This is a genomic window from Corynebacterium sp. HMSC072A02, from assembly GCF_001810085.1.
Classification (GTDB): Bacteria; Actinomycetota; Actinomycetes; order Mycobacteriales; family Mycobacteriaceae; genus Corynebacterium; species Corynebacterium hesseae.
Map to the genome: position 1 here is coordinate 18,144 of NZ_KV799873.1, position 17,556 is coordinate 35,699.

Annotated in this window: 16 protein-coding genes and 1 pseudogene; 3 read left to right on the forward strand and 14 right to left on the reverse strand. The window is 56.6% G+C overall.

Annotated elements, in window-relative coordinates; genetic code table 11:
- Positions 1-176: 176 nt before the first annotated feature.
- From HMPREF2698_RS11185 to HMPREF2698_RS11205, 4 genes are all read right to left on the reverse strand, one after another.
- On the reverse strand, positions 177-542 hold the full coding sequence (locus HMPREF2698_RS11185; protein ID WP_070564699.1) for a hypothetical protein: 366 nt from the start codon (positions 540-542) through the stop codon (positions 177-179).
- A gap of 418 nt (positions 543-960) precedes the next feature.
- A complete protein-coding gene (locus HMPREF2698_RS11190) occupies positions 961-1,704 on the reverse strand; it encodes a hypothetical protein (RefSeq protein WP_070564702.1) in 744 nt (247 codons plus the stop codon).
- A gap of 296 nt (positions 1,705-2,000) precedes the next feature.
- Positions 2,001-3,014, reverse strand: coding sequence for a sortase family protein (locus HMPREF2698_RS13645; RefSeq protein WP_246819467.1), 1,014 nt, complete (start codon positions 3,012-3,014; stop codon positions 2,001-2,003).
- A gap of 150 nt (positions 3,015-3,164) precedes the next feature.
- Positions 3,165-4,127 carry a DUF2891 family protein gene (locus tag HMPREF2698_RS11205; protein WP_070564707.1) on the reverse strand — a complete coding sequence of 321 codons (963 nt, stop codon included), beginning with the start codon at positions 4,125-4,127 and terminating at the stop codon, positions 3,165-3,167.
- 202 nt (positions 4,128-4,329) lie between these two features.
- Here HMPREF2698_RS11205 and HMPREF2698_RS11210 point away from each other — a divergent pair, with 202 nt between their 5' ends.
- Both HMPREF2698_RS11210 and HMPREF2698_RS11215 read left to right on the forward strand, forming a co-directional pair.
- Positions 4,330-5,169: a nucleotidyltransferase family protein gene (locus HMPREF2698_RS11210; RefSeq protein ID WP_070564710.1), complete on the forward strand. Its 840-nt coding sequence runs from the start codon at positions 4,330-4,332 to the stop codon at positions 5,167-5,169.
- A gap of 52 nt (positions 5,170-5,221) precedes the next feature.
- The gene (locus HMPREF2698_RS11215) at positions 5,222-5,404 is read left to right on the forward strand and encodes a hypothetical protein (RefSeq protein ID WP_246818406.1); all 183 of its coding nucleotides are present in this window, start codon (positions 5,222-5,224) and stop codon (positions 5,402-5,404) included.
- A gap of 34 nt (positions 5,405-5,438) precedes the next feature.
- On the opposite strand, the gene HMPREF2698_RS11220 is transcribed toward HMPREF2698_RS11215, so the two are convergent.
- The 8 genes and pseudogenes from HMPREF2698_RS11220 to HMPREF2698_RS11250 form a co-directional block, all read right to left on the reverse strand.
- Positions 5,439-5,786, reverse strand: a complete 348-nt coding sequence (locus HMPREF2698_RS11220; RefSeq protein WP_070530993.1) for a DUF2200 domain-containing protein — start codon at positions 5,784-5,786, stop codon at positions 5,439-5,441.
- Positions 5,787-5,843: 57 nt separating this feature from the next.
- Entirely contained in the window at positions 5,844-7,097 is a 1,254-nt protein-coding gene (locus HMPREF2698_RS11225) for an ATP-binding protein (protein ID WP_070531110.1), read from the reverse strand.
- Between the two features lie 209 nt (positions 7,098-7,306).
- Positions 7,307-7,888: a hypothetical protein gene (locus tag HMPREF2698_RS11230; protein WP_070523486.1), complete on the reverse strand. Its 582-nt coding sequence runs from the start codon at positions 7,886-7,888 to the stop codon at positions 7,307-7,309.
- A gap of 3 nt (positions 7,889-7,891) precedes the next feature.
- Entirely contained in the window at positions 7,892-8,464 is a 573-nt protein-coding gene (locus tag HMPREF2698_RS11235) for a hypothetical protein (RefSeq protein WP_070523482.1), read from the reverse strand.
- Between the two features lie 30 nt (positions 8,465-8,494).
- Entirely contained in the window at positions 8,495-9,769 is a 1,275-nt protein-coding gene (locus HMPREF2698_RS11240; RefSeq protein ID WP_070564716.1) for a hypothetical protein, read from the reverse strand.
- A 305-nt stretch (positions 9,770-10,074) separates the two neighbouring features.
- Positions 10,075-10,179: pseudogene (locus HMPREF2698_RS13690) on the reverse strand (arginine deiminase family protein); the annotation flags it as partial.
- A gap of 390 nt (positions 10,180-10,569) precedes the next feature.
- Positions 10,570-11,202 carry a type 1 glutamine amidotransferase gene (locus HMPREF2698_RS11245; RefSeq protein ID WP_070564719.1) on the reverse strand — a complete coding sequence of 211 codons (633 nt, stop codon included), beginning with the start codon at positions 11,200-11,202 and terminating at the stop codon, positions 10,570-10,572.
- Positions 11,203-11,223: 21 nt separating this feature from the next.
- Positions 11,224-12,795, reverse strand: coding sequence for an alanine/glycine:cation symporter family protein (locus HMPREF2698_RS11250; RefSeq protein WP_070564722.1), 1,572 nt, complete (start codon positions 12,793-12,795; stop codon positions 11,224-11,226).
- Positions 12,796-13,638: 843 nt separating this feature from the next.
- Here HMPREF2698_RS11250 and HMPREF2698_RS11255 point away from each other — a divergent pair.
- Complete coding sequence (locus tag HMPREF2698_RS11255; RefSeq protein ID WP_141748952.1) at positions 13,639-13,977, forward strand: hypothetical protein; 339 nt, start codon at positions 13,639-13,641, stop codon at positions 13,975-13,977.
- A 466-nt stretch (positions 13,978-14,443) separates the two neighbouring features.
- On the opposite strand, the gene HMPREF2698_RS11260 is transcribed toward HMPREF2698_RS11255, so the two are convergent.
- Together HMPREF2698_RS11260 and HMPREF2698_RS11265 are read right to left on the reverse strand one after the other, a co-directional pair.
- Positions 14,444-15,691: an arginine deiminase gene (locus HMPREF2698_RS11260; RefSeq protein ID WP_070564728.1), complete on the reverse strand. Its 1,248-nt coding sequence runs from the start codon at positions 15,689-15,691 to the stop codon at positions 14,444-14,446.
- Positions 15,692-16,098: 407 nt separating this feature from the next.
- Entirely contained in the window at positions 16,099-17,292 is a 1,194-nt protein-coding gene (locus HMPREF2698_RS11265; protein ID WP_083303836.1) for an ATP-binding protein, read from the reverse strand.
- Positions 17,293-17,556 lie beyond the last annotated feature (264 nt).

Below are 17,556 nucleotides of genomic sequence, written 5' to 3' on the forward strand. Positions count from 1 at the left end.
TGGGTGACTAGTGTAGCCCGCATCACGTAGGTTTGTGAAGTGTGTCCCGTATCTGTGGATGGGTGGGACGTGAAAACACCCCCATCACGACGGTGATGGGGGTGCGGCTGCCTCGCGCCGGTGGGCTGGCGCTGCTAAGAGCTTCGCGTTTGAAGCTCGATGGTGCAGGATTCAGATTAGAACGGGAGGTTGACTCCCAGTGCCTGTGCTGCGGCCGGTGCGGCTGCGGCCAGCGCGCCTACGACGCCGAGGACGATGACGGCGATGCCTAGCCCGGAAGGCTTGCCGTCCTCGGAGGAGAGCTTGCCCTTGATGTCGTCGGAAGAGCTCTGATCCTCGCTGCTCTGGTCGCCCTTGCCTTCGTCGCTGCTGCCGGCGTCGCCGCCCTGGTTGCTGCTGCCGTTATCGCCTTCGGTGTCGGTGCTGGAGGTGGCGTTGGCGCTCTGGCCGGTGGTGTCTTCAGCGTTGGCGGCGGTGACGCCTGCGAGTGCGAGGGCGCCGGCCAGGGCTGCGGCGGTGAGGTTGCGGGAAATGCGCTTCATGTTTCTTACTCCTGGGGTTAGATCGGGAAAGTTTGGTCAACGCCGTATCAGACGATGTTGTCACCGTTAACTGATGTCGACTTCCCACATACTAACCAAGAAATAGTGAGGTAGGTCAAACTATTTCCAATTTTTAAGCTACTCCACGCAAATTTTCATGGTTGTGCCAGGGTGCGCTGGCTCGTCGGGTGGTGCTGGACCTTGCGGTGGTGGGATGAAACTTCCTGCGTGGTTCGGGTTTTGGGGCTTGCTTGCGTGCTAGTTCATCCGTTGAATCTTTTAACTTCCTCCAAGGGGTGCGGTGGGAAAGGTGGTGGCCCAACGGGCGTATAAAACCGCAAAAGCCGCGTCTCTCCACCCCGGTAGGGAAAGGAAGAGGCGCGGATGAGTTGCCTGTTGGCCCTAGGCCTTAAACCTCTTAGATGAAGAGCTTGCGGCGAGCAACGACAGCGCCAGCGGCGATCATCGCTGCGATTGCCAGTGCAGCGAGGCCGCGGGCAACGGTGTTGGAACCGGTCTCAGCGGAGATACCGCGGGACTGTGCTGGGGTCTGTGCGGCGGTGCCTTCAGCAACCTTGCCGCCCTGGGCGATGACCTCGTCCTTGTTCTCCTGCAGCATTTTCTCGGAAGCGGCCTTCTCCTCAGCGGAAGGAGCGTCCTTCTGAGCTGCCTCCTCGGACTTGACGTAGGTCTTGCCGTCCTTGGCCAGGTACCAGGTCACGCCGCCGATGATGAGGGCGGCCGGCAGAGCCAGCCAGGCCAGCTGCTTCTTGTCGAACTCGGCGCTGGTCGGCTCAGCCTCGGACTCGCCGTTGATCGGGTAGTCAACGGAAGACGGTGCGGTAGCCTCGCCGGTGGCTGCCATGTCCATGTCCGGGGCCATCACGCTGGTGGTGGTCGGCGCGTCTTCCTCGGGTGCTTCGGCGTCAGCCGCCTGAGCCTGCTGCTGCTCCCAAACGAACTGCGCTTCCTCCTTGGTGAGCTTGGTGTCGCCAAGCTCGTTCTTGTGGATGTAGCTGCCGTCTGCCTGCTTCACGTAGGTCAGGCCATCGACCTCGATCGATTCCGGAGCCGGGATCTGGGCAGAGGCAACGGCGGTGCCACCCAGTGCGAGGGAACCAGCCAGAACGGCTGCGGTCAGGGTGCGGTTGATGCGCTTCATAAGCTTCTCCTTGCGGGGTTTGTGAGGTATGTGAGAGGGATTCAACCCGACGTGAACCACAATAGCCACAACTTTCACATTAGTCACAAGGGTTTCGAAATTTCGCTCCGTAACATGGCGGATGCTTTTCGTGCCAGACGGGTGGCATGTTCGGTAGGTTGCGGCCCTCAAGGGCGGCGCTGCAAGGTCTGTTAACCTGCAAGAATAAGAACGGTCTTGTCTGTTGAGCTGCGAAAACGTTCGATAACTGTGCGTAGTGGCGGAAATCCCCCTGAACGGGGGATGCTGCATGGGGCTTAGCTCTGTTCTGCGGCAGGATCAGGAGCCTCGGTTACGCCCTCAAACTGCCATCCCACCACGGCATTGCGCACCGCAGCAGCCAAAGGGTTGGCCGGCTGAATGCAGCTGATGGTGAGAAGGCGACCGGGCTGGGCATCGGTGCCCCAGATGCTCTCATCCTGCTCAAGGCCGTCCTTCGACGGATCGTGCAGATCTGTTGCGGTGTACACCAGCCATTGCTCGCCGGAGTTCTGCGTGCGAAGGTACAACTTGTCGCCCACAGAGGCTTTGTGCTCGTCGGCGCTACCGTCGTAGAGGTTATTGAACACCGCTGGTACTCCCGCACCGGTATGTCCGGCGACCACCACGACGTCCTGCGCATCCGTACCGGGGAGCGAATAGGGTTTATCCTCCGCGGTGTAGGTGCAAGCCTTACTCATCGAGTCGGGGTTGATCTTGTTGTCTTTGATCCGACAGGAGCCTTCTTCAAACTCTGCGCGCACATCAATTGTCGGGATGTACATCTCCACCGCTGGGGAGGGCTCGATGATGGCGGCGGGTTCCGCAACCACATCGGTTGGTTGCGGCGCGGGCGCGTCTGGCTCCTTATTGATCTGAAGTGCGGCGACGATGCCGACGAGAACCATCGCCAAAATAAGGAGAACTCCCAACCCGCGACGGCTGATGGGCGTGCGAGGGCGCGGTGATTTCCGCCGTGGCGCAGGGGTTGTCGTCTTCTTCGGCGTCGTTCGGGTCGGCGCTTGTTGGGTCGGCGCTTGTTGGGATGGCGTTTGTTGGGCAGGCGCCGACGTTGAAGCGGATCGACGGGAAGGGGAAGTTGTCGACGGGGACGAAGCTAGGCGTTCTTGGCTGGGGCGGCGTCGCGGGCGGTAGGAAGGGCGCTCAGGGGCAGTGCTCTCGTGGTCGTGAGTAGAGCCTCGCCGGCGAGCACGCTCGGCGCGCAGATCAATACGGATTCCTTCTTCTGGCAGGCGATAGCTATCGCGCTGTGTCGAGTAGCGAGAATCCATAGTGAGCTCCTGAAGAGAACGATAATTAGAAAGTTACAGTACTACTCGCTAAGTAACTATTCCGTATGCGCTCACTATGGCGGCAGGAGCGGGCATAAAATGCCGCCTGAACTCTCGGCCTGGATGGCTGGCGATGAGGGAAGCCGTTGGCTAATGCCTTCCGTCGGCAGCGAGCTGAAAGTGCAACGCGTAGGTGATGAGCCAGTGGGTGGACATGAAGTGGCCGTCGACAAGCTGCGTTTGCGCGCTGGCTGCTAGTGCTTGGGCGCGTGGTAGGACGGAGGCGTCGAAATGCTCGGCGAGTTCAACGAGCATCCATGCTCTGGTTAGCGCTAGGCCGTAGAGGTGGGCCAGGCGGCCATCGGTTGGGTCAAGCACCTCTGGGATTTGTGTGAGAAATTCCAGCGCTTCGGTGCGGTGGGGAAGAAAGCCGTCGAACCAGTGTGGGAAGTCCGGCAGCACGCGCGACATGAGTAGGGCCTCCGATAGCCCGTTGGACAGGAAATCGTGCCCGGACAGCTCCCATTCGAGCGGGTAGTCGCGGTCTTCGCCGAAAAGGCGGACAGCAGCCTCGCGCACCGAGCTCGCCAGTGAATCCAGCCCGAGTTTCTCCGCGGCCTCGAGGATGAGGAAAAGGTTGAAGGCTGTATTGGAATGCATGCCGTGGCGCACCGGTTGGATGAGTGATTCAAGCCAGTCGTGGCAGTGCTGTGCGGTTAGCTCTACGAGCTTGTCCATCGCTTCGCCAGGCCGAACGGAGGCGAGCTGCAGCAGCCAGGCGCGCCCATAGGGCATTTCATATCCGGGGTGGGCGAGTAGGTAGTTGTATTCCGTGGTGAGGGCTTCTGCGCTGAGGCGATCGTCGAGAAGCTCGGCAAGTTCTTTCGGAGACTCGGGCCCGAGAATCTTGTTTAGTAGCGCGCCTGAGTACTGCATGTGGACGCTGGAGTGCCAGTCGAAACAACCGTAAAAACTGGGGTGCAGCTCGCGCGGGCGCACGTCGCAGTCTTCTGTGGAAGCGCTCGTGTGGTGCATCGCGGCGGGGAATTCGCGCTCGAGTGCGGCCACGATTGCTTCCGCCCAGGCGCTGGAACAAGTTTCTAGCGTGGTCATGCGTCAAGTATGGCAAAGCTGAAGGTGGGGAGCGCGTTTAAACGCAGGTATAGAAGGTCTGTTCGAATTTGTGGCGTTGGTGTCCGGGCCCCCTCGTAGTCTTTGGAGCAGGCATCCAAGGGGCGGGGGATGTGTGGGTGTCTGAAATCGCTGGCAATGCTCTTCGTCTTTGGGGGTTGTCACTAACGAAGAAGGGGGAACTGTGAAGTTCTTGGAAAACAAGCCGACGACATTTAGTAAGAGACAAGTACATCGAATAGGTAGTGCGTTGCGCAATGGGGAATCGGTTGATGAGGAACAGCTCGGGCTGTTCTTGGACCAGCAATCAGCCCTGTGTGAATCGATAATTCAGGAAGCGAGCCAGACTATGACACAGCTTGATAATCAGTTGACGATGACTGCAGACTCCATCGTGGAACCAGATCCAGACAGGTATTTCTTGAGTTCTCGCGTAAAAACGAGAGACACATTGAGAGAGAAATTGAGTCGAATGCCGAGCTTCCCTTTAGAGAACATTCAGGATGTATCTGGCGTACGGATGGACGTCGATGTGACCTTAAAAGAGCAAACTGTACTTGCGAAGCTTCTTTCGCGAGAGCTTGTGAAGGCTGGCGCGAGGAAAGTGATTCTTCGGGATATGCGAGAGGAACCACACTCGGGGTATCGCGCGGTGCACTTACATGTGATGTCAGAGGCCGGACGTGCAGAATTTCAGCTACGAACCGCGCTTCAGTCGCAGTGGGCAAACCTTTATGAAATGGCAGGAGACTTGTATGGAAGGGAAATCCGATACCTCGAATTCGGAGGAAGAATTCCGGCAGAATTTGAGATTGAGATCCGTGCTTTACATGAGGTATCCGAAGTCGTAAACAGGGTGGAAAAGCTCGTAGATATTCTTACCGAGCCTTTCGAAGGAAGCCGGCCTGTTGGCGCAACCCAAAAAGAAGCGCGTCAATTGCGACGGAACATGTATAAGATGCTAGATAAATTAATCCATGAATTCGAAGAACGTCGAGTTCAACGTGACATGGAGGGAGAATAAATCGATGCCAGCCTATCTGATTAAATACCATCGGCCGACAGGTGCACTGGAAGTGACTGAGTATGATTCCCTGATGGAGGGAACCCGCGCTCGTCATAGACTGGATCAAGTAAATAAGGATCCTGATGTCGAGATTGTGGCGATTGGTGCTAAGAACTTAGAGTCCGTTCGGCACACGCATGCGCGCTACTTCTTCCGTGAGAAGACCGCGCCGCCGTATCCCTTTGTGGCTTAAAGCTCGAAGCTTTGAAGGGCGCAGTTGATGAAAGCTAGCCGCGAAGGATTTTCTCCATGGCCTTTCCTTTGGCTAGCTCGTCAACGAGCTTGTCCATGTACCGAATATTCTGCATCAGTGGGTCATCGATGTCTTGGACACGATGCCCGCAGATGCTGCCAGTGATGAGGGAGCGGGATGGGTTCAGGTGCGGGGCCTGCTCGAAGAAATCCTCGAGGGTGACCTTTTGCTCCCGGACCCGTTCCAGCTCCTCAACCGAGTAGCCGGTAAGCCAAGTGATGACTTCGTGAAGCTCGCCGACAGTCCTGCCTTTGCGCTCTACCTTCTTAACGTAGTGCGGATAAATATCGGCGAAGGGTATGGAAAAGATGCGGTGAGACATGGATGCAGTATATCCGTGAGCCTCATGGTGCGTGGGGGGCCGTTCGTTGTCGCGGACTTAGCCGTGCCAGAGCGTCGAAATTGGCATTGCCCAGAGGTTTTCACCCATTGGCAGGACGTCCTTGCCCGTGTACAAGACAATTCCTGCGCGGAAAGAATCACCAGCTACCTGCTGAAGATAGCGCAGGCCAGCAAAGTCCTTCGGCTGGATCGACATCGCGGCTTTGACTTCCACGCCAACAACGTCCCGGGATCGTGATTCCAGCACAAGGTCAACCTCTTTGCCGGTAGAGGTCCGAAAGTGGAAGAGGCGATAATCAACCGATGACCATGCCTTCTGCTTCAGAAGCTCGTTGGCAACGAAGGCTTCGCAGATCCCGCCGCTAAGCGTGCTGGAAATGTTCATCTCCAATGCCTCTGGCTCGAGGCCTGCCAGGCTTGTAGCAAGCGCGGTATCTGAAAGGAAGACCTTGGGCTTAGAGATAGCTCGCTTCTCAAGATTTGTTCCCCATGATGGTAATTGGTTAATCAAAAAGACATCACTCAGCGCAGTTACATAGGTGGGGACTGAGCGTTCGGGAATGTCGAGTGCACGCCCAATGTGCGCCGCTACAAGTTCCGCGGTGCCTTGTGCAGCAAACTTGGCGAGAAGATTGTGTAAGCGGTCAGGGAATTGAATGCCGTAGAGCTCGGCAGCGTCTTTTGACAAGACTCGCTCAATATAAGCAGCGAACCACCGGTGTTGCCGTCGTCGACCAGAATCCCTAAGTCCTGGAAAACTCGGCGTGCAGAAGAGCTGGAAGTAGTCAGCCCGGGAAAGGGTGGATGCGGGTTGTACGCCTGCATCTTTTAATGACCATATTCGGCCTGCAAAGTCTTCGTGGATACCTAAACGTTCGCCCACGCTGAGGCCGTGAAGGCGAATAGTTTCTGCGCGGCCAGCGAGAGATTCTTCGGCTCCTGTGAGGCTGAGGAGGTTGGATGATCCGGTAAGGATAAAACGCCCCGGCCGTCGATCTTTTTCGAGTGCGCCTTTAATCGCGCGAAACAGCTCTGGTGCGCGCTGAATTTCATCAATGGCTAGTGTGCCCTCGGGGAGCTGTCTGACAAAGCCGTCTGGGTCCGCTTGTGCAGAGGCCAGCGAAGCGCTCTCATCAAGGTTAAAGAACCTGTGTTCTCTACCTTCGAGTAATTGATGGACAAGGGTACTCTTTCCTACTTGGCGCGCGCCGGAAATAGTCAGCACAGGTGTATCCGACAGAACTTCTTCCGCCAGATCTTGTGCGTTTCTATGTAGAAAAGAATCAGTCATGGCAGTCAATCTACCTGCGGTGTTGCGGTTCTGCAAGGTGTTCATTGCGGTTCTGCAATGCTCTCGTTGCGGTTCTGCAAGGTTCTCATTGCTGTTCTGCAATGCTCGCGCTGCCGTTTGATCGCGCTGTGGAACGCCAAAAAGAGGGCACCCGCAGCCGTCGTGAAACGGCTTGGGGTGCCCTCTTCTGTGGGGCCTGGGGAGGTGAGCTAGTCCCAGACGGGGGCGTCGCCAAGCTGCAGCTCAGAGTAGCGCGCCTCCGGAACGGTGGCGGAGTAGGGCTTGCCCACGGCCTCCCATTCCTGGTCGGCATTGCAACGCACGTCCTGGCCGTCGGTGTCGAGCATGGTAAAGCCCCACACCAGCTTGCCCTGGGAGTTTGCCGGCAGCGTGTACGGGCCAACCTCCTGGTTTAGCTTCCAGTGCTGCTCGTGCACGTAGTTGAAACCGTAGGTCTGGGTCAGAACCTTGGCCAGCTCGCCCTCGCCCTTGATGGAACCGGAGACCTCGATGGTCTGCGTGCGGGCCTGTGTCACGGTGTGGCTGACCGGCACGGGCTCATCATTTCGGTTGGCCACACTGGCGGCGTCGGTCTGCTTGAACCATCGGCGGGTGGCGGTGACGTAGGTGCCGTTCTCACCGGGCGTCGAGCAGTGCGTGCCCGGCTTGAAATCATCATTCCAGCGCTGCGGCAGCTCGAAGTCCCCGCCGAAGTCAGCGGCGTGGGCCACAGGAGCGGCCGCCAATAGGCTGAGCGCGGCGAAGGCGCTCGCGATGGACTTCTTCAGCACGTCTTAGCCCCAATCGTTGTTGTCGCGGGTGGAGACCTCCACGTGGCGCTCCTTCGGCAGGGTAGCGGTGAAGGTGCCACCGTTGGCCTGCCAGGTGTTATCGGAACCGCAGATGGTCTTCTGACCCTCGAAGTCGGAGACAACCCAGCCGGCGCGCATGACGGCGGTCTTGCCCGGAGCAATGTTGTACGGGCCGACCTGCTCGCCCACCTCGTAGGACTGGGAGTCGGTGTAGCTGGAGGAGAAGGTGAAGTTGATCAGATCCAGCAGCTTGAAGTCAACGCCGGCGGAAACGTTCCAGGTCTTGGTCTTGGTTTCCTTGATGGAGCGGGTGACCGGCAGCGGCTCGTCGTTGTAGTTGGACACGGTCCAGGAGCCGGCGGAGCCGTCGAAGTAGGTGCGCTTGATCTTAACGGTCTGGCCGGTGTCACCCGGGTTGGTGCAGTGCTCACCGATGGTGGTCGGGTTGGCCGGGCCCAGGTCACGTGCCGGGAGGGCGTTAGCAGCCGGGGTAGCGATCAGGCCGCAAGCGATGGCCACGGCGGCGGTGGTGGAAGCAATCTTGGTCTTGAACATGGTGATTTCTCCTTGGGAAGTAAAGGGGGATTAGTAGATGGTCTGGGTCGGGACTGGGAGTTCGCGGTACTCGTCCGGGGTGACGTCCTCGGTGCGAGTGGAGCCGTCCTTGCCCGTGATGGTGGCCTCCGCCCAGAAACCGCTGGGAGCGGTGGTCTGCTTGTAGTTGGAGGTCAGGCTGTACTTTCCGTCCTTACCGCAGTGGATTTCGCGGTAGTTGATACGGGTCATGGTGGTGCCGTACTCCACGCGGACGCGCTCACCAGGGGCCAGGTCGATGTGCTGCAGCTCGGTTCCCACCGGCATGTAGGCGCGCTTGACCGCGCCAACGGACTCCAGCCAGCCCTTCGGGATATCGCCGCGGTTGCCCTGCCAGTTGGTGTACGGTGCGTGCTCGGCGCCGACGACGAAATCGGTGACCGGCGCGTACTCATAGTCACCCTTGGACCAGTTGAGGAAGTCTGTGGAGTAGCCCGGCTTGCGGAAGGTCGGCTTCACCGCAGTGATGTCCAGCGGGTACCAGGAGCTATCGCGGCCTTCGCAGGTCTCGCCTTCCTTGGGCCAGGATGGGTCGCGCTGCAGGTCCTCGGAAGGCTGCATGATTTCATCCTTCTTCGGGTCCGCAATCTTCTCCAGGCTGGGGCCGGACACGGAGGTGTAGTTGCCCTCGATGGGCTTGGAGTTCGCGCCCGGGGAGCGGGAAGGAATCTCCATGGCGAGGTCCGAAATCGAACCATCCGCCTTGATGATGTAGGCAAAGGCATAGCGCTCAGCCGGGCCCTTGCCGCGGATGACGTTGGCGCCGGGCATGTTCTCTAGGCGGTCATCGTTGCAGCCGACGAACATGGAGATGAAGTCCTTTTCCACCACGCCGTATTCCACGCGGAAGGATTCGCCCGGCTTCAGGGTGACGGGGCCGAAGGTTTCCTTCTCCTGCCAGCCGTTGCTCAGCTTCAGTCCGATGTCGGACTTGGCGGTGGTGTCCCACCCGGAAGGCATAGCGGCCTTGGAGTTGGCCTCAATCTTGTGGTTGGTGCCCGTTTCCACGGAGGCGGTGTACGGCACCTCCTGGTTCGTGGTGTTCTTAAACTGCAGGGTGCCGTCGCTCAAGTAGCGGCGGCCGGTCTCTGCGAAGTGCCACTCGGGAGTGGCGTTGTCTTCACCTGCTGCGCTGCAGCTCTTGTAGAGGTTGGTGATGGGGTAGGCCTGTGGCATGGGCGGAATGTTGGCCGCCTGTGCCGAGGGGGTAATTAATGCCGCGGTTGCCACCAGTGGTGCAAGCGCGCGCAGTCCCTTAGAGAGCACCTGTGTACCGTCCTTATATTTTATTAAGTGAAAAGTGAGAGATCTGTAGAATCCGCAATTATTTTAGGAGGCATGCAGGGGGTAGACAATGGATATAGAAAACGGCTTACGACGCTTGAGGAAAGTTAGTGGCGTTAAGTATTTGCTGGCCAGCCCATTGATCTTTCGTACACAAACTTCTGTATAACCCCGTGTGGGTGGGTCAGTGCAGACCCGGTCTCTTGACTTTATGGGATACGCGCACTGGTGGTTGGAAGAAGGGAATGCGCGGCGCGACACCGTAGGAACACTGCCCAGGGAACCTTCTAATAATCCACCGCATCACGCACAATAAGGCAGGTCATGCAGTGCCCACCGCCGCGCCCGCGGCCCAACTCCGCGGAGCCGATCTCGACTACCTCGATGTCGGCAGTCCACCGCTGTTAGGGACTAATTCGGGCTAACGGATGCTTGAGTGGGTGGAACCGATTTCGCACCAGTGAGAGAGAATGAGACTGCAGTGCTAAATCCGGAAAAGAAACGTGTGCATGGTTGATTACAGTTTTGAGGGTGCCCTACCCCGGATTATTTTCAGGCAGGGACGAAAACAAACCATTCCGGAGCTAGTGACTAGTCTCACTGCCACAAGGCAGAAGGAACGCAGATAAACAAAGCCTGACCCAGCATGGGTCAAGGCTTACGAGTCCTGGGTTCCCTCAAGCGGAACTGCTAACAACGTAGTAAGGCAAACAACTTCAAGACTTCGAAATGGACTCGCCTTCACTTTGAGATGTCGCTCAACCCAACCGGAAATACGGGCCTTACAGGTCTCTAAAGTTTTTAGCAATGCTTTGCCCAACTGCGACAATCCGATCGTCTACAGCGGACATCTTGGTGAGCATTTCCTCTTCGCTTTGGTCGGAAAGCGTAGCCCAGTAGGCCATAGTTTTCGGCGACGCCTCAGGATGGAATTGAACTCCAACCGCGGAACCGATCCGAAATGCTTGAATTGCGTTTTCACTGGATGCCAGCAGCACTGCACCTTCGGGGATCTTGGTGACAGAGTCGTAGTGCGATTCTGCTGCCAAAAACTCACCTTTGATTTCCGAAAACATCGGGTCAGAGAGGCCTTCTTCGGTTAGTTTAATTTTGAATGGTCCGTCCTCTACACCCGAGTTTAAACTGACGTCCCCGCCAAACGCTGTCGCAAGGATTTGATGTCCTAGGCAAATCCCCAGAACCGGAACCCCTTGGGATACGGCTTCAATCAATAGCTGGCGCAGATCTTCCAACCAATCACCATCAATGGCATTCATCCTTCCACCAAGCACGATGATTCGATCACCGCAGTCCTCAAGCGAAGGTGTTGGAGGGACAATTTCGTACTCATCGTCTAGCCAATTTTCAAACCTATCCAAACCTACGATGGGGTCTGGTTGAATGACAGTAATCATAATTCTCCCTTTCTGTTCTACTTACGTTGTAACTGTTATTCCTGGATCGTCTTCCTGCGAGTTTTGTCTTACAACAGATTCTGAGTGAATGCGCTCCGCCGAACCAAGATTTTGGCTTCGCTCCTCCCAAAAGTCAGCATTTTTGATACCGACACGTTTAGGATCAAATTCTGGGTCCACTCCACGCTTTTTCTGTTCCACATAGTCTTTCAAACAGGTGATCGCCGGTGCTTGAAGAGCAAGAATGACGAGAATGTTCATCCAAGCCGTAGCGCCCATGCCAATGTCTCCAAGTGCCCAAGCGACTGTCGGAGTAGAAACTGCCCCTACGAAGACAGATGTCAGCAATAGAATCCTTAATGTCCATATGAGTCCCCGTCGGGCCTTCAGACTGCTTACCCATCGATTGAAATAGCTAAGGTTCACTTCTGCCGAGTAATAGGAACCAAGAACGGTAGTAAAGGCAAAGAACCCAATCGCAATCGCCACAAAGGACGATCCAAAACCATGCAGGACGGTATCAAGCCCGTTCTGAATGAAACCTGGACCAACTGCTACATCCTCAGGAAGATTTCCGCGGTAGCGGACGGGACTCTCTTCTGAGGGTTGTTCGAAAACTTTAAACATCCCTGTCGAAATGATGATGAATGCCGTCGCGGAGCAAACAAACAATGTATCGACGTAGACCGCGAAAGACTGCACAAATCCCTGCTTTGCAGGATGTGAAACTTCTGCTGCAGCTGCTGACTGAGGAGTAGTTCCCTGCCCAGCTTCGTTGGAGTAGGCACCTCGTTTGACGCCCCACATAATCGCGGAGCCCAAGAGCCCAGCGAACAATTGCTCCTGCCCAAAAGCAGATCTAAAAATTAGCCCAAAGACCTCTGGAATTTGTTCGAAGTTAACGCACAGGATGACTATTGCGAAAACGATATACAACCCTGCCATCGGTGGAACGACAAGAGAAGCGAAGTTCGCAATCCTCTTAATTCCACCAATGATGATGATTGCAATCGCAGTGGTGAGAACCACTGCTGAGACCGTAATATTAATCCCCCAAGCGTTATCTAGTGCTGCAGCTACACTATTCGACTGAATCCCCGGCAAGAAGAATCCCGTAGAAAGAGTGACTACCAGCGCAAAGATGGCCGCTAGAGCCTTCATGAAGGGTGCAATCTTCGTCCCGCGATACGCTTTTTCAATATAGTAAGCCGGACCACCACGATACTCACCAGTATCGCGGTCCTTCTCCTTATAGATTTGCCCTAATGTGCATTCAATGAAGGATGAAGCGGCACCCATGATTGCAACGGCCCACATCCAAAAAACTGCCCCCGGACCACCAAAAGCGATTGCTGTCGCTACGCCAGCCATGTTTCCAATGCCAACACTGCCGGCTAGGGACACCATGAGCGATTCAAGTGACGAGATTCCGGAAGATGACTTCTCTGAGCTCCGAATCTGCCTTAGCATGTCGGGAATGCATCGAATCTGTACCCCCTTCGTCGCAATCGTAAAATACAAACCTGCACCAAGCAGTAATACAACTAGTGCCGGTGACCAAAGCACTCCACTTATTGCACCTAGAACTTCCATTACGGAGAAGGCCCTTTCTGTAATTCTCATCCCAACAAATCGGTTAGTAGGATTATGGTCACGTCATAGTGTGAATGTGCGGTAAGTTACGTTAAAGTTGCGGAGTGTTAAAGATGTAGATTGTCGATTTTGCGAGAAAATAGTGGTTACAGGAAAGTTTTAGCCACTTTTCCATTTTTGCTAACTTTTTGAAAATCAACCGATGAGTCGTAGAAGCACCCCCATACAGGGGTTAGTTTTTCTTACTTACTGAAGATTCGGGCACTCCCTGATTTGAAGAGTCGATCTTCTTTCCTCCGTCTACTTCTAGCTTCTGCAATCAAGCAGTTTCAACGCAGCCCCTCAACACTGACAAGGGGCGCGTAGCGGGTGCGTGAGCCCGCTACGTGTGGGAGTGCTTGATTGTGTACTGGAGTGCCTCGTCAGGCTTAGCAGGAGCAAGTTCCTTGAGCAGATATCGCTGTGGAAGGGCTCTTGCGGTTGCGTCGAGGAGGGGAGTATAACCTGCGTGAATTTCATCCCGTGGCATTGTGCATGGTTATGACAGTGACTGGACTCTCCGATGAAATGGCGCTGACCGCTACGCCGTGTTTGTCTAGCTGCAGAGCAATCCCCTCCTTGCACTGGTTGGCGCGGGTCAACATATCTATGGGAACGACCTGCTCTGACACGCGGAGTGGTAGCCGGTGAGCTTATCCACCCTCTTTTCGGAGTTCGACCACCAAGTGAATTCTGAGATGGCTTTGGCATAGCCCAGGCTCTGGACTGTAGTGCGGTACTTAACGGGCTGCTTTGAGGAACTCGTCCGCGGGATTCGATTCCGAAGTTTTGTAGTACCGGACGTTGACTGAAATTCCGCTGGTGAGAGTCTCTAGTGATAAAGATTTCATTTGGATTGCGCTTCGCCAATACGCGGAGGAATTTCCAGTGGCCGGCGTGGAAAACCTGAGCTTCGTCGACGAGCGCGTGAACAAATGCACCCTCCGTGCCGGTGCGATGCTCTACAATGTGTATCGCAACTGCTGCCACAGTAGGATAGGGCAGTTTCAAAGGAGAAGCGCACTTGGCGGAGAAGAACTTCATTACTTCCTGTACGGCCTTGCGCTCAGCGCGGGTCAGGGGCGTACCGCGTCCGGTCCGTCGGGTAAGGAGGCAGGACTTTTGGTTTTATCTCGAGCGTAAGGACCATCGCCGCGTGCTTCGGCGAGAGGAACGTGGTATGTGCCTTCACCGATGGCAGTGCGTTTTCTTTCAGAACTGAATCTTCCTCCCATAGACGCATTTTTCAAGGCCACCGAGACCGCTAGGCAGGACATCCGCGTCCATCCCCAGCGCGCTCTTCAATAACGCAGCCTGCTCGGTGATTATGCATCTTGAACACGCTGAAAATCAGCGCATCGATGTCACAGTCCACAGTCTCGACGCACTGTGGCCTGCGGATTCTGGGAGGGGGAATGAAAGTTATTCATCTGACCCTTGAGCGTGGCGGCTAGCTTTCGAGTATATGTAGTGAGGGAAGCAGGCCCCTTCGGGTTTTAGCAGGTGCTTCGCGCGATGTAGAACCAGTACTGCTGGAGCGTTCCCGTATAGAATATGCGTACAACTGGGGTCTCGAATAAGGCCGTGATAGTTCCTTTGGGCGTCCGGATTAATAATCCACCGCATCACGCACAATAGGGCAGGTCATGCAGTGCCCGCCCCCGCGCCCGCGGCCCAACTCCGCCGAGCCGATCTCGACCACCTCAATGCCGGCGGCGCGCAGCTTCTTATTGGTGTACTTGTTGCGGTCATAAGCCACCACCACGCCCGGTTCAATGGCCACGACGTTATTGGCGTCGTCCCACTGCTCGCGAGCGGCGGCATAGGTGTCCCCACCGGTTTCCACCACCTGCAGGCTCCCGACGCCGAGTGCCTTGGCGACGACCTCGAGGAAAGACTCGGTGGGCAGTTCGACGTCGAAAGGCGCCGTGCTCGTGGAAGGGTGCAGCACGATGGGCCGGATAGTGTCCACGACCTTGGGGTAGGCGGTGATTTTATCCGCATCCAGGAAGGTCAGGACGGTGTCGAGGTGCATCGAGGCGCGGTCGGCGGCCATGGCGGCGATGATGATCTTCTCGGCCTCTCCTTCCTGGAATAGGCGCATGGCCAGCTGGCTCACTCCCTGCCAGGTGGTGCGCTCACCCATGCCGACGAGGACGATGCCCTTTCCGATCGGCATGATGTCCCCGCCCTCCAGGGAAGCCAGGCCTGGCTCCTCATCGGTGTTGCCGTACCAGAACTGAAAATCCGCCTGCGCAAAACGCGGGTGGTAGTTATAAATCGCTCTGGTCAGCAGCGTTTCCTGGTGGCGCGCCGGCATCCGCATGGGGTTGAGTGAGACCCCGCCATAAATCCACGCCGAGTTATCCCGCGAGTACTGAGTGTTGGGCAGCGGGCGCAGCGCAAAAGCGGAAGGCCCGTAGACCTCTCGCATGGCGTCGATGGTGTCGTGGCCCAGGCCTTCCGGGATTTCGGCGAAGGGTAGCCCACCGATGAGGAGCTCCGCCAGGCGTTTGTTAGACATGTCCTCGAACCAGTGGCGCAGCTCGCCGCCGATGCCGACACCAACGTTCTTATCCAGCAGCTTGAAATCCAGGATGAAATCGCGCCCGCCCGGGGTGGCCAGGGTTTCCTCTAGGAGCGTGTGCATCTCCAGCACCTCGACGCCGTAGCTGCGCAGCTTGGCGACGAACTCCGCGTGATGCTTCTTGGCTTCGTCGACCCAGAGGACGTCGTCGAAAAGCAGCTCCCCACAGTTGCTGGGGGTCAGCCGCTCGTGCGCGAGCCCCGGCGCACACACCATGACCTGGTGGAGCTTGCCAACTTCGGACCAAACGCCCAGCGGGGGAGTTGTCATGTGTGTGAACCTTTCTCGGCGGGGTGTGCCGTGTTATTCCCTAATGTGGTGAGTAGGGACACCCGGGTGGTGGCATGTGAACTAGACGACAATTCTAAGAAAAGTTCGCACTTTTTCAAGCTCCCGCAAGCCGAAGAAAGCCCACGTAGATGCAGGTTTTGCGGCTGTGTGCATACTATTATCCCCGTTTATTCACACGGCACGGGCTGTCACATGGTGCGGTTCCGCGCCGCGCTTGCCGACGCCCCGCCTTCCGTCACTGCGGCAACACCGACGCTGGCAGGGGCGGCATTGCCCGGCGAGCTTGATGAATAACTTCGAAAAGAGTGGAAACTCTGCGCGAATAGTAGAGATGTAAACGCGCGGGGGTAGTTGTGGCGTGCAGTCCGAGGGCGAGGGAGGCCTCGCTACTGGGCGTCGAAGTCCTCGGCTATGAGGCTTGCCGCGTGTTCGCGGAGGTAGTCGCGTAAGTACGGCAAGGCGAAATCGACTTCGCCGTGGCCCGTGGTGGTGATCATTTCGGCGTCGAGAAGCCGGCGGCGATAGTTGCCTACATAAGAATCAGTCTTATTGAAGCGTGCCTTGATATCCGCCATCTTGGAAGGGCCATCGCTTTGGGCCATGTAAACCAAAAAGCTTCGGTCGACGGGGGAGAGGTCCGACAGCGCTGGCTCATGAACAAGCTGGCCGAGCTTGCGCTGTGCTGTTGCGACTCCGCGCCGGGCAGCGTCGATAGAAATCTCGGTACCTCCGTCAGCGGTACGCGCCTTTTCCCGAAAGGAGCACTGGCCAACGAGTTGGATCATGAATGGATATCCATGGCACGCCTCAACCGCGGTTTCCAAAGCGTCCTGTGACCATGAGGTGGCGGCGCTGTGAAGGGGTTCCTCCAGTGCTTCACGTACATCCGAATCGGAGACCCTGCCCAGCTCAATGCGGTTAGCACGTCGAAGAAAGGTAACTGGATTGGTGTCGCCACGACTGTTCAGCTTCCCGGAAAGCAGAGGTCTAATTGAGGACGGGATGCCTGCCATGACAACGGAAATGTCCTCACCCTCGCGAACTAAATGTTGAATCGTAGCGCCGAACTCTATGAGCTCCTGGCTGCGTTGATGGTGCATTTCATCCAGTGTTACAAGAACCCCACCGGGCTCCTGGCGGGATTTCCGGTCGAGCTCACGTTTATAGGCCAGTAAATCCTTGAGTGCATTGCGGAGCGAGTACGTGGACTCTGCGATAGCTCGGGTATCCCAATTGAGCCCGCCTCCAATGCCGAGGATAGAGACGTTGAGGCCTTTGAGCTGTTTCCTCTCCTTAGCCAGAAGCTGAATAATGCTGCTACGCAGTCGCTCAACAAAACCGGTCGTTGCAGTGTCACTGAGCGTGAGCCAGCCACGCTCGAGCGCTTCGTCTTCGAAGGCATTAAGAAGGACTGTCTTGCCGATGCCGCGTGGTCCGATGATGAGTGAGATCCTCTCATGGGCACCAGGGCCTTCATCGAGTGCAAAACCGAAATCACGAATGGCATCGCTGCGGCCAACCAACAGCGGGGGAGTGGCGCCGAGAGTAGCCGTAAAAGGGTTGGTGTGTTTCGGATTCATGTCCCTCACTCTAGACCACAGAGCTTTTGAAGTCTTGTGAAGTTTATGAATTTTGTGAATTCTTTGAAGTTTATGAAGAGCTTTGAAGTTTGAAGAAGGGCCTGCGTCGCTATTAATAGGAGGCAGTGGCGCGGCATGGAGCGATTGGGAAAGAAGTTGGTTTACAAGTTCTTTGTAAGGAGCATCTTTGGCGCAAGGGATGCGCCCGGACATCGTCGTGGATGAAGCGAGTTTGGGGGAGCGAGCATCGGGCCGGTCGGAACA

Bases quoted from the DNA above. Each gene is read 5' to 3' on its own strand.
- HMPREF2698_RS11245 (WP_070564719.1), bottom strand. From the start codon at position 11,202: ATGATTACTGTCATTCAACCAGACCCCATCGTAGGTTTGGATAGGTTT.
- HMPREF2698_RS11220 (WP_070530993.1), bottom strand. From the start codon at position 5,786: ATGTCTCACCGCATCTTTTCCATACCCTTCGCCGATATTTATCCGCAC.
- HMPREF2698_RS11250 (WP_070564722.1), bottom strand. From the start codon at position 12,795: ATGGAAGTTCTAGGTGCAATAAGTGGAGTGCTTTGGTCACCGGCACTA.
- HMPREF2698_RS11235 (WP_070523482.1), bottom strand. From the start codon at position 8,464: ATGTTCAAGACCAAGATTGCTTCCACCACCGCCGCCGTGGCCATCGCT.
- HMPREF2698_RS11260 (WP_070564728.1), bottom strand. From the start codon at position 15,691: ATGACAACTCCCCCGCTGGGCGTTTGGTCCGAAGTTGGCAAGCTCCAC.
- HMPREF2698_RS11225 (WP_070531110.1), bottom strand. From the start codon at position 7,097: ATGACTGATTCTTTTCTACATAGAAACGCACAAGATCTGGCGGAAGAA.
- HMPREF2698_RS11185 (WP_070564699.1), bottom strand. From the start codon at position 542: ATGAAGCGCATTTCCCGCAACCTCACCGCCGCAGCCCTGGCCGGCGCC.
- HMPREF2698_RS13645 (WP_246819467.1), bottom strand. From the start codon at position 3,014: ATGGATTCTCGCTACTCGACACAGCGCGATAGCTATCGCCTGCCAGAA.
- HMPREF2698_RS11190 (WP_070564702.1), bottom strand. From the start codon at position 1,704: ATGAAGCGCATCAACCGCACCCTGACCGCAGCCGTTCTGGCTGGTTCC.
- HMPREF2698_RS11205 (WP_070564707.1), bottom strand. From the start codon at position 4,127: ATGACCACGCTAGAAACTTGTTCCAGCGCCTGGGCGGAAGCAATCGTG.
- HMPREF2698_RS11265 (WP_083303836.1), bottom strand. From the start codon at position 17,292: ATGAATCCGAAACACACCAACCCTTTTACGGCTACTCTCGGCGCCACT.